This is a genomic window from Bradyrhizobium sp. CB1015, assembly GCF_025200925.1.
GTDB lineage: Bacteria > Pseudomonadota > Alphaproteobacteria > Rhizobiales > Xanthobacteraceae > Bradyrhizobium.
The window spans coordinates 1,684,606-1,698,626 of sequence record NZ_CP104174.1 but is presented as its reverse complement, the minus strand read 5'-3'; the positions used below and the strand labels follow the sequence as shown (position 1 = coordinate 1,698,626).

The following is a 14,021-nucleotide window of genomic DNA, read 5'->3' as shown; positions in this document are numbered from 1 at the left end:
TTTTTGGTTCCGCCACAGAGCATTGATAGATATATCTCCGGCGTGAGGAGACCTCAGAGTTCGAGGCCGCCACGCTCGGCCAGCACACGGTGCATGACATCGCGTTTGATCTCGCTGGCGAGCTCGTTTCGGACTTGGGCTCCGAGCACCCGCTCGGCATCCGGATCGCCCAGAAGACCGTGCTCGCCCAGTCGCTGATCCAAGCGGGTTTGAAACTCCTCGCCCATGGCTTCGACGAGCCGGTCTTGCATCGCTTCATATTCATCAGGAGCGATTCGCCTCAGCACCGTCTCCCACGGTTGCCAGCGGGTTGCCATGTAGTCAGTAAACTGGTTCGCTTCTTGCTCGCGAACCGAGTCCAGTGCGCGCGCCGCATCATCGGATGTCACGTGAGAAACCGTCAGAAAGCGCATGTCAGGGGCGACGTGAATCAGCTCCAGCGGCTCGCGAAGAAGATTTTGATAGGCCAAGTAGACTTCAACGTCGTCTAAGTCCGGGTGGAGAGTGAGGAGCGCGTTGACCCTGTCGCGCGCGATGCCTTCCAGCGCGTCCAGGCGGAACGCAACGCGGCCGCGCTGGATGAGTTGGCCGAGCCTATCATCATACAACCCCTCCTCGACGTCAGCATTAAGGCGCGCGGTCCGCATACCGTTCCAGTGCAGAGTAACACGATCCTCGCAACTCGCGTTGGCTTCGGAAGCCTGTGTGAAAAACTGCTCGCGCAATCTCGGATTGGTCGCCGCCTGCCGCAGATCGTCCGCCACGGCCTGCCGAAACTCGTGATTGCCATAGTTGACGGTCCCACGTAGCCTTTCTAGGAACCGGGCGTAGTCTTGGGCGCCAGGCTCATCCGCAAAGTGCTGCCACTCCGCTAGCGCCGTCGGATCGTCCCCGAGCCAGTGCGCGGCAGCCTCGTCCAGAGGCAGTTGCTCAAGATGGGGTGCTGCTAGGTGAGCGCGGACCTCGTCCGGGAATGGGTTATTACCGAACTCGACGTTCTGCAGCGGATGGCTCAAACTCCCCGGTAGGAGATCCTCGGGCAGGCTGGTCAGCCGGTTACCGCTGACATCGATCGATTCAAGCCAGCTCGGAAGGGTTTCGGGGAGATTGGCCAATTGATTGCTGCTGACATCGAGCTCAACGAGCCGCCATGGGAGGGACTCGGGGAGTTCGGTCAGCTGATTGCCACTAACCTCGAGCGAGGTGAGGCTGCTCGGGAGAGCGTCGGGCAACCTAGTCAGTCGGTTGTTGTTTGCGTTCAGGATCCCCAGCTCCGCCGGGAGGCTATCTGGGAGACTCGTCAACCTGTTATCGCTCACCTCTAAGCGATAGAGGCTCGCCGGAAGAGCGTCCGGCAAACTGGTCAACCGGTTGTGGCTAATAAAAAGTTCGTGGAGACCAGGTGGGAGGCTAGCGGGCAGGCTGCCTAGCTCGTTGTGCATGGCGCGGAGGTTCAGCAGTCTCGGCGGCAGGGCGTCGGGCAAAGCGGTTAAGGACAGGGATGACAAATCGACCAAGTGCGAGCGCATGTTGTCCGCAGCCCTGATTCGCGAGCGCCCCTGTCCGCGGCTCTCCGCTGAGCCCTGCCCCTCTTCGCCAACCCACTCGTCCAGGATCCGCGCGCGCGCGGAGCTGGGGGTCCGATACCCTGTCAAGCTTTCGACCAAATTTGCCAAGGCGCGGTTGAAGCCGCCGAGGTAGCTTTCCCGCTCCCCTTCTTCAAAATTATCCGGGGCAGAACCTGCGCTCCGCTGTGCCTGTCCTGTGTCCATCACCTTATCTCCCTCGTCAGAAACTAAGAAATCCGCGTGCCGCTGCGCAAGGCCGCGGAGCAGGAGTTTGCGCGCTGGCGCAATAATCATTCGAGCGGGCGCACGTGCGCCCGCGGCGGCCCGCCCTGGTCTAAGGCGGCTCAGCTTCACACGATTTGGAGGCGGCGAATGGATCGCTGCTGCTGCAAAGTTTGCTGCCATTCCGTTGGCCGATAGATCCAGAGGACCGCTAACGTGAAAGCGTTCTGCCGCTAGCACGGCCACCTGTCGATCAGCTGACGAGTCTCGCTGCAAAAACGCCCGAGTCACTCGGTTTGCCACCCGTAGCAAAGACCAGCGTTGCACCGATTGCCTTGGCAAGTGAAAGGGCGGCCGCGGAGGTGAGCGTTCGAGCGCCTGCCGCTCGTCGTTCTTCACGGACTCGGCCGAAAAGGGACCCCTGCCTGCCATTGACGTAACGCACCGTTGCCGCGCCCCGGGCTCGATGTTTAAGCCGCTGCCGCGTCGGTGCGGAGTGTAGGCGCAGCTAACGGACCGCCATGGATTCACTGTTCCAAATCGTTGCACCGAAATTATGCCTGCTTCGATGCCATCGCTGCGGTAACTGCGATAGGGCCGTCAGCTAGTCGAAAGAGTAGTGTCCTAGGTCCTAGATGGTGTCGTCACGGGCTGAGTTGGCCCGGTGTGGTAAGGGAGGTGAAATGGATCCTTTTGAGACAGGGCAAATTCGGCGTGACGGAGGCATTCCTTCTGCATCTTCCCAACAAGAGGGGGCGGAAGACGGGCGGGGGGCGCCACAGTGGGATGCATTCGTGACGGGTTTCGCAGCAAACTCCGGGCATTCAACCCATGCGGTGACCGAAGCAGACGAGACCCTTGAGAATTGGGCTTCTGAACAGCACGTGGGTCTCCTCGAGGACCGGGACGAAGCGGCAAGGCGGGTCAATGCTTTGGGTGAAGACGCCATGCTGGATCTCCAGTCGCTGTCCCTTACCAGTCTGCCCAGACTTCCAAGCGAGATCGTCGTGCTCGATGTGCCCTTCAATCGGCTTACCAATCTGCCTGACGAACTTCCGGCTTCGCTCCAGCGTCTTGATGTTAGTGGCAATCAGTTGAGCAGCCTGCCCGCGCTCCCGGGCGGGCTCAGAGGCCTCGACGTGAACTCGAACCGGCTGGAGAGCCTACCTGCCGTCCTACCTGCCGGGCTCCAATTTCTTTCCGCCAACCACAATCGGCTGCTGAACCTACCCGACTCCTTCCCTGCTTCGCTCCAATTTCTCCACGTCAGCGATAATCAGCTGACGAGTCTACCGGTGGCGCTCCCTGCTATGCTCGAGTTTCTCGACGTCAGCCAAAATCAACTGACGGATCTGCCGCCGGCTCTCCCAGCTTCGCTCCGGTTTCTCGACGTAAGCCAAAACCATTTGACCAGTCTGCCGGAGGACCTGCTGACGGCCTTGGGCGATGGTGGCACCCTAGTTCTGACTGAAAATCCGCTATCTGAGCAGGTGCTGGCGAACCTCAGTACAATCCTAGGCGCGGAGGGTTATGTCGGCCCGACTGTCCACCTTTCGCACGACGACGAAAGTGAATCGTCCGGGACAGACGATGAGCAGGCGGACGCTCTCGCTGAAACAGTTGCAGAATGGCTGAAGGGCAATCCACAGGAGGACGATCGGGAGGTGCTTGCCGCTTGGCAGAACTTTGCAGAAGAGCCGGGCGCTCGGGAATACGGGCTTTTCCTCGCCAAGCTGTTCGAGTCCGTCAGCTCTGGCAATGAAGGGTTCCGGCAATCGGTGGCCAATGATCTGCGTCAGGCGGCAAAAAACCCGCAACTGCGTGCCCAGTACTTTCAACTGGCATGGGATGCCAACCAGAGCTGCGAGGACCGCAGAACATTAACCTGGAACGGAATGCAGACGGCGCGCCTCATCGCGGAAGTCGAGAACGGGCTCTATGACAACAAGGCACGGCTTGCCGATCTCATCGAATTGGGGCGCGTCATGTTCCGCATGGACGCGCTCGAGGCGACCGCGCGCGATAAGGCTCACTCGCTCGCCTCGGTCGACAACGTAGAAGACATCGACGCCGTTGAAGTCTTTCTTGCCTATCAGAGCAAACTGCGCGAGCGGCTGGGACTACAACACGTCGCGCCGGACATGCGCTTCTTTCAAGTCTCCGGCGTTACCGACTCTGACGTTGACAGGGCAGAGACATCCGTGCGGGAGAGCGAGGCGGCCGAATTTGCCGACTATTTGGCAATGGATTGGCAGCCTTGGGACGATGTGATTCGCCGCATCGCACCTGAAGAGCATGCCAAGATGCAGGACCAGCTCATTGGTGCAATGGGAAAGGAGTTCGACAGCCGAATGGAGCAACAGCTCGCCGCTCAAGGCCTGACCGGGGCTGAAGCTGGCCTCGTCGAAGATGCCAAGCGAGTGTTGGGTGCCGCAGTTCGCAAAGAGATCGCCCGTGAGATCAAGGGGGCCCTGAGAGATAAGGTGCTCAATGAGCACAGCCTCGCGCTCTGAAGCCGCCTTGCCGTAGGATGCTGTTAATTGTGCTGCCGTTCCTCTGGTGCGCCGGTTGGTGGCCGAGAGGAATGCGTAATGCCGCATGTCGTCTATCAATGTTCGGAGCTGTCGCGAACTTTTGCATCCCCCCATTTAGTTTTGACTTCGGGAAGGACGAAAAAATGACCATCATCCCGATCCAACTGCTGTCTTTCCTCGCAAAGTGGCGCTTTGGACACCATGGAGTACCTGTTGTCGGCAGCCGTCGCCCGCGGCTCGCCCCACGCCGTGTTGAGCGCAGCTTGCCGGGCCAGGCTTCCCTGGGCAGCACTTCGCGTGCGCCCGTAAAGACCCCATCGCGGATTGCGCGAGACGCCCGCTGCAATATGCCGCTGGCCTAAGCGGGCCTTGGGTAATCGCGGTGCCCGGCCTTCGGAGCCATTTGAATCGTTCGCTGGGCAAGCCCGCCGACGACGGAAGAGCCGCTACAACCCCGTCACCGGCCCCATGCAGGTCTGCGCGCCGTGATAAACGCGTGCTCTTGCATCAGGGCCCTCCTTGATGAAAAAGTACGCATACCACGAGGACCGCCTGATTGACGCATGCGCGCGGGTACAGTTAGTTCTATGATCGGCGGGGTGAAGGTCAGGCGGCTTGCTGATCGGTGGGATTGGCTTGGCGCAGGAGCTTCCATTCCCAGGGCAGCAGTTCGTGCAGCCGCGACGTAGGAAGATCGGCGATCCGGGCGAGGACGTCGGCGAGCCAGGCCTTGGGATCGACGTCGTTGAGGCGACAGGTCGTGATCATCGTCAGCATGATGGCGGCCCGATCGGCACCGCGCTGGCTGCCAGCGAAGGTCCAGTTGCGCCGCCCCAAGGCGATGCCTCTCAACGCGCGTTCAGCGCAATTGTTGGTCAAGCAGACCCTGCCGTCGTCGAGGAAGCGGGCGAAGTCGTCCCAGCGCCTGAGCATGTAGTTCATGGGCTTCAGGACCTCGGAGGAGCTCGACAGGGTCTCCCGCTCGCGGAGCAGCCAGTCGTGCATGTCGTCGAGAAGCGGCTTGCTCTGTTCCTGGCGCACGGCGCGCCGGCCGTCGGCACTGCGGCCGTTGATGGCGCGCTCGATCTCGAACAGGGCGTCAAGACGCCTGACCGCTTCCAGCGCGATCGGGGAGACCGGTTTGCCTTTCTGTCCGTCCCGGGCGGCTTTCTCGATGTCAGCCAGTTCGAAGAAGCCCCGCCGCGCATGGGCCAGGCAAAATGCCGGCGTGATCGGCATCGCTTTCCTTTTTGGGTCGAACAACGGCTCGAAGCCGCTATAGCAATCCGCCTGCAGGATACCGCCGAAGACGGCCAGATGCTTCTGGGGATGTTCGCCCCTTCGGTCGCCCGAGGCGTAATAGACCGCCGCCGGCGGCGCAGGTCCGGCGAAGGGCCGATCATCCCGCACATACGTCCAGATCCGGCCGGTCGTGCACTTGCCCTTCGCCAGGATGCGGATGGTGGTGTCGTCGCCATGAAGGCGCTCGGCCGCAAGCACATGACGCTCGATCAGCTGGAACAGCGGCGTGACGGCGAAGGTCCCGTGACCGACCTGGTCGGCCAGCGTCGATAACGGCAGATCGATCCTCTCGGCCTTAAAGCGCACGCTCTGGCGGTTGAGCGGGATATGCATGCCGAACTTGTCGAACAGAATCGTCGCCAGCAATTGTGGGCCGATGAAGCCGCGCGGCGTCGCATGGAACGGTGCCGGCGGCTGGCTGATCTTCTCGCAATCGCGGCAGGTGAACTTCTCGCGTACCGTCTCGATGACCTTAAAGCGACGCGGAATCTCCTCCAGCGTCTTGGTCACATCCTCGCCGACCTTCGCCAACCGCGATCCACCGCAGCAGGCGCAGGTCCTTGGAGCCTCGATGACGACGCGCTCACGTTCGATGTCGTCCGGCCACGGCTTGCGCACCGGCCGCTTGCGCGTGAAGGCGCTCACGCTCTGGGTTTTTGCCGCGGCAGCCTGCGCAGCCAGCTCATTCTCGGTCGCCGTGGTGGCGAGTTCTTCGAGCTCCAATTCCAACTGCTCAAGTAGCCGCGCCGTGCGCTCGGAGCGCTGCCCGTGCAGTTCGCGTTTGAGCTTCTCGATCCGTAGCTCAAGATGAGCGATCAGCACTTCGCTGTCCGACAGCTCCGCCCGCGCGTTGGCGGCATCCGCGACCGCCACATCGCGTTCAGCCTGCAACGCCTCGCGCTCGGCCAGCAGCGCAAGGTAGGCGCTCGCGAGATCCGACGGAAGATCGCTCGGCTTCAATGTCATGAAGCCATTGAATCAGATCGAGCATCAGATTCAAACCCAAAACGATTATCCGACCCGCGTCGGACGCTGGGTTTCTTGCGGATTGCGCCAATCGATCCCGGACAGCAGGTAGCTCAACTGCGCCAGCGAGATCGTTACCGCTTCACCGGCAACCGATGGCCAGATAAACTTTTTTCTCTCGAGTTTTTTTGTGAACAAGCAGGCTCCCTGACCATCGTGCCAGATCACCTTCACAAGATCGCTGCGGCGACCGCGGAAGACAAACAAATGACCGCTGAGCGGTTCTTTGTGCAGCACCTCCTGCACTTGGAGGGCCAGCGATGGAAAGCCTCTGCGCATATCCGTGTAGCCTGTAGCCAGCCACACTCGCACATTCCCTGGTACAGAAATCATCGGCGTCCAAGCACATCGAGGACCCGCGCCAACGCCTCCGGATCGACGTGCGCATCCACCCGGATGCACCGTCGGTTGCCGAGATCGATCTCTATCAATCCAGTACGCGCGGCTGCCGCCGAGCGAACTCGGCCATCAACCGTAGGCAAAAGCTTCGGAGTTTCTTCAGCCGAGGCCGCTACGGCGGCGATCTGCACCGGCGTAAAAGATGGTGCAACTTGTTCCGATGTCCGTGCTTGTCGACGCCAGGTAAACACCAGGCTGGCCGCTACTCCGTTGCGCCGCGCAACCTCAGTTACCTTCGCGCCCGGTGCCAGCGTCTCCTCGACAATCCGTGCCTTGTCGTCCTGCGACCAACGCCGCCGCCGCTCGAGCCCGCCCAAAACTTCGACCCGCATCGCCTGATGACCTTAAAGCTAGACCTAAGGTCACACGCTTCGCGAATTACCACCCGTCACGCAAGACGGTCCTCGTCGGAGCGGCACATGAAAAAGGCCATCGGCGCGTTTGGAAATGTTGCGCGGCACTTGACATGAGAAGGAGTCGATTGACGGTGTTATCTTGAATGCCGACGACCGGCGCCTGACGAGAAATTTAAGCCGACTTTGCCTTCATCTGAGCCTGAAGAATGACCTTCTGCGCTCGCTTGTGCATTCGATTAAATCGAGCTGAGATGTTGGCCTCACATTCGATTTACGCCCATTGGCGCCAATCTTCGACGGGTAGTTGGACAGGCTGCCAATAAGGGCGGGATAAGCGGATGATCGCATCCCGCCGCAAGCGATGGAGCGTCTTAACGAGCTCCTCTAAGCGTGGAGTGACAGCCGAAGCCCTGCCCCTCTCACGCCCCCGGCAGTTTGGTTGCTGGACACCGCTCTCCATCATGTCCGCTCTCTCCGTCATTCATCCGAGGATCGCCGTCGTTCCCTCACCGTCAGCGTTGTTTTGTCTTCCATCGATATGGTTCCGCAGGCAGCCAATCTGTGGCACCCCCGAAGAACGCGGTCAGCGACCATCTCGCGGCTTCCCCATCTGTCAGTTGATGGGAGTAAGGTTCGCGGCCTGAGGGGTTAGCCCCGACCCCGAAGGATCTATATTCGGCATAATAGCTCGTCCTCAAGTTGTTGGTCTTGCCCCTATCCCATTCGCGCCAGCCCTCCGGAATGACCTGCGCATCTATCTTTGTCGACAGAAAGACCACTGTGGCATACGGCCGCCAGGGGCGGCCAAGCGCGATATCGCGCGCGGAAGGGTCGGCACTTAGAGTGCAATGATCAAAAACATAGCCGCTGTCCTCGTCCGGTACTGCCTTGCTCTGAGCGGTAAAGACGACCGCTTGATTGGCGATGCCGTGCAACTCACATTTCCGGAACCAGGCCTTGGCGTTGCCAAATACGAAATCGACATGCCCTTCGATGTAGCAGTTCGAGAAGTATTGACGTGACATTCTGCCGTTTGGACCCTTGCCGGCAAACAGCGTGTCCTGGGCGCCGAGCAGGCGGACGCGCGTAACGACGTCCCTGTCTCCGGTAAGGGATAATGCAACCGCCTGCGAGGGTGGATTGGCCGGGTTGAGAGCGTAGTCGTTCTGGATGGTCAAATTCTCGAGCCGGAAGTCATCGCCAGTGGCATCCAGCGTCGCCGACCGGGCGGTTCCTCCTACATTGATCGCGCCATCGCCATACACAATGACGGTATTCTCCGGCTTGCTACCAGTGCCTGAGAGATGAACACCGGATTTGGAGATTTTGACCTTCTCACGATAGATACCCGGCGCGATCCGAACATCTCCGCCTTCCGCCGGCAATGCGTCGATGGCTTGCTGCACCGAGTGATAGTCGGCATTTACGGCATGCGACACGAACAGTGGCTGAGCGTATGCTGACGAGATGCAGAAACATCCCGTCAGAAGTGCAGCAGGGTGAACGAAAATACGCATGATCCTACACTTCGTTGAGTCAGCGGCACCTCGACGCAGTCGACAGAGCCTCTCTCGGCGGGATAGCCGCCGCGCATGGCCAACACATTTTTCGCGCCAAATCAGAACCTCCACGTCACCTTCGCATCCCTGGCCCTGCAAACCGTCAGACAATTGCAAACAAGTCCGGACATGAGGCCGACCTTCGTCAACACCAGTAATCTTGGTCCAGAGCTGAACTCACCACCCGAGTTCGGCGCCGGATGTAGTGCTTACCGATTGCTGTTGCGGAACGCCCTGGAACATACCTCCGAGCCGCGCAGCAGCGGTTTTGCAGCTTGTCCTGGCAGCGGCGGTGATACGTCCGAGTGATTTGCGGTGACGTTCGCATGTTCAACTTGCCAAGTGGCGGAATCGGAAAATCGGACATCTTCGAGTGTCAGGTCAAGTGCATGCTCCTCGTCTACGCCGCGCATCAGCAACACACCGGTGTCGCCATGCACATGACGGAGAACGATTCGCCGATAGACCGGAATTCTCGTGCCTTGTGCGCGCGGATCATATTTCGTATCAAACGCTAGCGGCCACCGGTTGCCCCTCAGGCACACGTACTCATAAGTCACGCTCTCGACCAGACCGCCTCGGCTAACATCGCTCTTGATGCGCAGGCCGGACGTCGTACCATCCAGCGTCAGATTACGCACCAATATGTCTCTGGCCCCGGAATTCACCTCACTGCCGATCGACATGCCATGCCCCCAGCCGAAATAATTATCAATGATCGAGATATGGCTGCTTGAGCCATTGTCGCCGGCCTTGATTGCGACGTTGTCGTCACCCGTACGGATCAAGCTGCGGGTAATGGTCACATCCTGACTCGCGCCAAGATCGATGCCATCAGTGTTGCGCGCATCCGCCGGTGAATCGATTATGAGGCCCCAAAACGTGGCACCTTGGACCCGGTTCATCGCGACATGAAAGTTGGGAGCGTTGCGCAAGGTGACACCGGAGAAAGTGATGTCCTGCGCATGATCGATTTGGATCAAGCGCGGGGCGTTCTGGTTGCCGCCCTGGGCTTGAGCGCGGCGCGCTAGCTGCCACCAGGTTTCCGCGCCGCCGCCAATTATTGCGCCGCCCTGACCATCGATGATGCCTTCTCCGTAGATGCCACCGCCGCTGGTTCTGGAAAAGCTGATGAACGGCCGGCAACCGCCGCCCTTTTGCGCAATACGACCACATTGTCCGAGGCCCTTGTCGTAAGCAGCAGGTTCGGGGATGGCGATCAGCGTCGCCCCGCGTCCGACCCATAACGTCACACCCGATTTCATCTCGAGTGGGCCCGACCGGAACTCGCCACGCCCTAAATACACGGCGGCCCCGGAAGGACATTGGTCGATGGCATTTTGCAACGTGGTCGTATCTTGCTTACCAGACGGCACGAGGCGCTCGCACACCGTATGAGGTGCAACAGGCTCGGTGATAGTCCGGCGGTCTTGCGCTTTCGCGGCGGGGAAGACAACGATGGAGGTGAGTATGAACAATAGGGCCAAGTTGCGAAAACGCTTTGTCATCGACCTCCTCGTGCTTTGTCAGGCATCCACGCCCCATCGGTATCGAGCCGCTGGCTCAATCTAGCCGCCGCGCGCGTCACTGGCGCGCGCAAGATGACATTTATAAGACGCAGCAGAGACCGGACCGTGCACCTGCGCAGCAGCACTTTGCAGATGCGCAAAAAACACGAAGCGTCATGCGATGGTTCAAAATCCGACAGCTTCGTCAATGGTCGGCCTTCTCGCGCCAATCAAGCGGGTCGCCGGATTCGGCCTTTTTGCATCTAGAAAGTCGTCGGCGCCCAGTGCTTACTGTTGATATCGATTTCGATAAGCCGCGCTTCAGCCTCACTGGGAGCAATTGGTGTACGCCCAGTACCCGCCGAAGCCGCGGCACTCACGCGCGCCTGACCCCGACTGCTGCTACTGAACCTCCGCGCTGTTCTTGAAGCGTCTGGAAGGCTATACCTGCGTGCTTGTTCTCCTTGAACACCGTGTTGGCGAGCTGGTTTAGTGTACTGTCACCACTGGCCTGGAGCGACTGGCCGCCCTCACCGGGGAAATCCGCCCCCTTAAAGCATCTGAAGATACTTCTCAGCCGTAGATTGGTGAGAGTTTCCGACGAGTACTTGGACTGCTCACCATCTCGTGAATGTAATGATCCGCGCGCTAGACATTCGACGGCGGATTGCGACCGCGGCATCGAGGCAAGGCCTGCCACACGCGCTGTATCCAGCTGCGGCTCAAAGGCATCTTCTTTCGCCAGTTTCGGCTGCTGATCGTTTAGTCCGGCGTGCTGTACCGATGGTGGAGGGGCAGCACTGGATAGTCGAAATTGTGCGAGTGCACGCCCGCCTCCCGTCCAGGATCGATGGGTTTATCCGTATTCGGAGAAGCTTTCGAAAAGCTGACGAGGCTACGGCCGGGAAGATGGATAAAACGACCGAACTGGCCCTGAGTAAGGGGGACAGCTCTTGACGTTCAATCCAGACATGTGCGTGAGCAGCCCTCCAGATAGGAGGCTCTAGTCAACACCGCAGGGAGACGTCCCGCATGTGGTGTTACTCCGCGCCCCATCCGCCGGCCCAACGCACCGCGATCACCAAAACGCCCGGCATAACGGCAGGCCGCCAGTTCGCGCGCCCCGGTCCGTAAAAATGATGCCTCCCAAGCCGGTCGGTATTCTCGCCGTTAACGTGGGTTACGGCAGTTTTAATGGTCTCATGATCGCCTGGAAAACGCCACGGCGGCTTTCTAGCCAACAGGATCATCGATGCTTCGCGGTTCGCGCGGTAGCGCGTCACGTATTCAATTGTTTGCCGCAGAGTTGCGGTGGCGTTCATCGATCGGCAATGAGATCGCTCGACCCTCAAGCCTCCGCTCCAAATCCGCCAATCCTGCTTTACATTCGGCGACGACCGATTGGGCACGAAGCAGCTTGACCTTGAGCTCGTCCTTCTGCCTGACTATGTTCTCAGCATCCCAATCGTCCTGCAACAGCTCATTTACCATGTGTGACCACCGATGCAAGGCCGGCGCTTAGCTCCAAGAACCCAGGCTTGGCATCTCGCCAATACGGGCGCTTGAGCCAGGGGTTAAAGGTGGCGCAAACGATCGTCCAGAAGCGTAACGTCTTAACCCCGGTGTGCGCCATCTTGTTGAGGACCGCCATTGGTCGCGAGCCCGTTGCAGGACAGTCGGATTCTGGCCGGCAAAGCAAACGGCAATCCGAAGGTAGCAGAGTTCGCAACGCTGGCACGCGTTTCGGAAAGTGCATCAGGAGACGTCTGCCATCGATGAAGTGGGCACGTTTCATTTGAATACCTGGATCGCGTTCTGAAGGAATATCATGGCCAAATTGGTGCTGTCACACATTCAAGCAACCGGCATGCCAATGCCCTCGTGCATTTTCATAGACAGACTCATGTAGGTTTTTTCGCGCCATCTGGCTGCCGGCTCCTATTTGTCGCGACTGAAACAACCGTTATCTTGAGCAAGACAGCGAAACCGCAACCACGAGCCTGTAGCAGCGCTCGCTCCGGCAGCCGATGTCGGCCAGAGTGCTCCCACCATCTTTGCGCAGGACGTTGTGGCGTGAGCCACAGTGGCGAGCGTCAACGCCAGACTGACGGTGCTGTGCGGCTGATCGGCAGTCGATCCCCAATGCAGAAGGGCGTTGGGGCTCCTCGCAATCTGATGCCACGGCTGTTCACGATACTGACCTCACGCTTAAATTCCGGAGCCGCGTTTGGCCCAGCCTGGTCGAAGATCAGTTCGTGGCCCGCTTGCATCCTACGTCGCGATGCTAGGCAGCTGCTCGGAACGGACTGTCTCACCTTCAGTCAGCATGGGCATCTTGGATGGCGTGGGAGATTGAACGGTCGAGCCTAAAGTGAGTCAAGCACTCGGGTCCGAATACGCCAAGCTCAAGCCGATCGGGAGCCCGGACAATGTTCGAATGTCACCAGCGTTTTCGGTTTCACTCTTCATCGCGCGTTTTCGCTTGCTTGCCCGATGAGAGGCTCAAAACCTCCGAAATCTCCCGCAATTGATACTCGCGAGCAAGGTAGAGCTGCTCATTGCGGGAGCGAGACCGCCGTCCGAAGATCCATGTCTCGCGGAATAAGTCGCGCAGCCCAACCGTCCGTCAAAGAACAGATCGCGATTTTTTTGTCGCCGAGTTCTTCACTAACGAAGAACTGAGGGAGGCAACTCTAACCAACCGCGAACCCGGAAGCGGAATCCATAATCCTTTATCCGCGGCTTAGCGAATGGATCCAAACCGAGCGGGACAGTTGGTGGGATCAGCAGCCGAGGAAAACCGAAGAGAGAGCAATCGCACGATGATCACTGGGGCGAGACCGCCCATCGTGGCTGCCTGCCGTTCTTCCATGGGACGATCAGCAAGCGAGAATAACGCACGCGTTCGGGTCCATTTGGAAATGGCCTACCTAAGCTGGGAGTGTCGCGTCTTTCTGACGAACTGTATGAATTTAGAAGTTAACCGGAGTCAGCCAGATGGCACCTCGCCAGATCACGCGCATCACAAAGCATCGCGAAGACAGCCATCGGCGTATTCAAGTCAGCCGCGCGCCGCTTCCACTGAATAGACGCAATCTAGCGCACGTATTGAGCTATGGAGACTGCCTTGTTTTCTACAAAGGAAGCGCCGGTGAGATCATGGCCTTCGTGGGCGTTTCGGTGCTGTCACGCCAACCGCTGACCTGCCCTACTCTCCGAATTAACTGAACCTTAAGCTTGCAGAGTGATCCGCTCAAAACGCGCGGCCCTGAGAGCGGGCCGCGAGTTAGGCCACGTAGCCGTGTAGCTTTCGAGCAGTCCGCACCCGTTTGTTCCGGCGGCATTCGCACACAATCAACAGCACGACCGCTTGGGGGTCCGTCAGGCTAATCCGGACCGCACAGAAATTCAACGAGAGCGAGCGGCATGGTAACAACGCTTTCTCCATCGGGCTCATTCACCAACATACTCAGCCACGCCAGGCTCCAAGCGCCCACAGGCAAGCGACCGTGATTGCGGTGAAAACGAGTACAGCGCCAATTGCTAG

The 14,021-nt window shown here is 59.4% G+C and carries 8 protein-coding genes; 1 reads left to right on the top strand and 7 read right to left on the bottom strand.

Annotated elements, in window-relative coordinates:
* Positions 1–53 precede the first annotated feature (53 nt).
* Positions 54–1,772 carry an NEL-type E3 ubiquitin ligase domain-containing protein gene (locus N2604_RS07700; RefSeq protein WP_124163668.1) on the bottom strand — a complete coding sequence of 573 codons (1,719 nt, stop codon included), beginning with the start codon at positions 1,770–1,772 and terminating at the stop codon, positions 54–56.
* A 701-nt stretch (positions 1,773–2,473) separates the two neighbouring features.
* Here N2604_RS07700 and N2604_RS07695 point away from each other — a divergent pair.
* Complete coding sequence (locus N2604_RS07695) at positions 2,474–4,303, top strand: NEL-type E3 ubiquitin ligase domain-containing protein (protein ID WP_158669164.1); 1,830 nt, start codon at positions 2,474–2,476, stop codon at positions 4,301–4,303.
* Positions 4,304–4,930: 627 nt separating this feature from the next.
* Here the strand turns inward: N2604_RS07695 and tnpC are convergent.
* The 6 genes from tnpC to N2604_RS07665 all read right to left on the bottom strand — a co-directional run bounded on the left by tnpC (position 4,931) and on the right by N2604_RS07665 (position 11,965).
* Positions 4,931–6,592: an IS66 family transposase gene (gene tnpC, locus N2604_RS07690; protein WP_124163996.1), complete on the bottom strand. Its 1,662-nt coding sequence runs from the start codon at positions 6,590–6,592 to the stop codon at positions 4,931–4,933.
* A 45-nt stretch (positions 6,593–6,637) separates the two neighbouring features.
* Positions 6,638–6,958, bottom strand: coding sequence for an IS66 family insertion sequence element accessory protein TnpB (gene tnpB / locus N2604_RS07685; protein ID WP_370137884.1), 321 nt, complete (start codon positions 6,956–6,958; stop codon positions 6,638–6,640).
* Between the two features lie 23 nt (positions 6,959–6,981).
* The gene (tnpA, locus tag N2604_RS07680) at positions 6,982–7,383 is read right to left on the bottom strand and encodes an IS66-like element accessory protein TnpA (RefSeq protein ID WP_074448291.1); all 402 of its coding nucleotides are present in this window, start codon (positions 7,381–7,383) and stop codon (positions 6,982–6,984) included.
* Positions 7,384–7,919: 536 nt separating this feature from the next.
* Complete coding sequence (locus tag N2604_RS07675) at positions 7,920–8,924, bottom strand: pectinesterase family protein (protein WP_158671199.1); 1,005 nt, start codon at positions 8,922–8,924, stop codon at positions 7,920–7,922.
* 251 nt (positions 8,925–9,175) lie between these two features.
* Positions 9,176–10,474: a glycoside hydrolase family 28 protein gene (locus tag N2604_RS07670; RefSeq protein WP_124163920.1), complete on the bottom strand. Its 1,299-nt coding sequence runs from the start codon at positions 10,472–10,474 to the stop codon at positions 9,176–9,178.
* 1,287 nt (positions 10,475–11,761) lie between these two features.
* Positions 11,762–11,965, bottom strand: a complete 204-nt coding sequence (locus N2604_RS07665; RefSeq protein WP_225115078.1) for a hypothetical protein — start codon at positions 11,963–11,965, stop codon at positions 11,762–11,764.
* Positions 11,966–14,021: the final 2,056 nt, after the last annotated feature.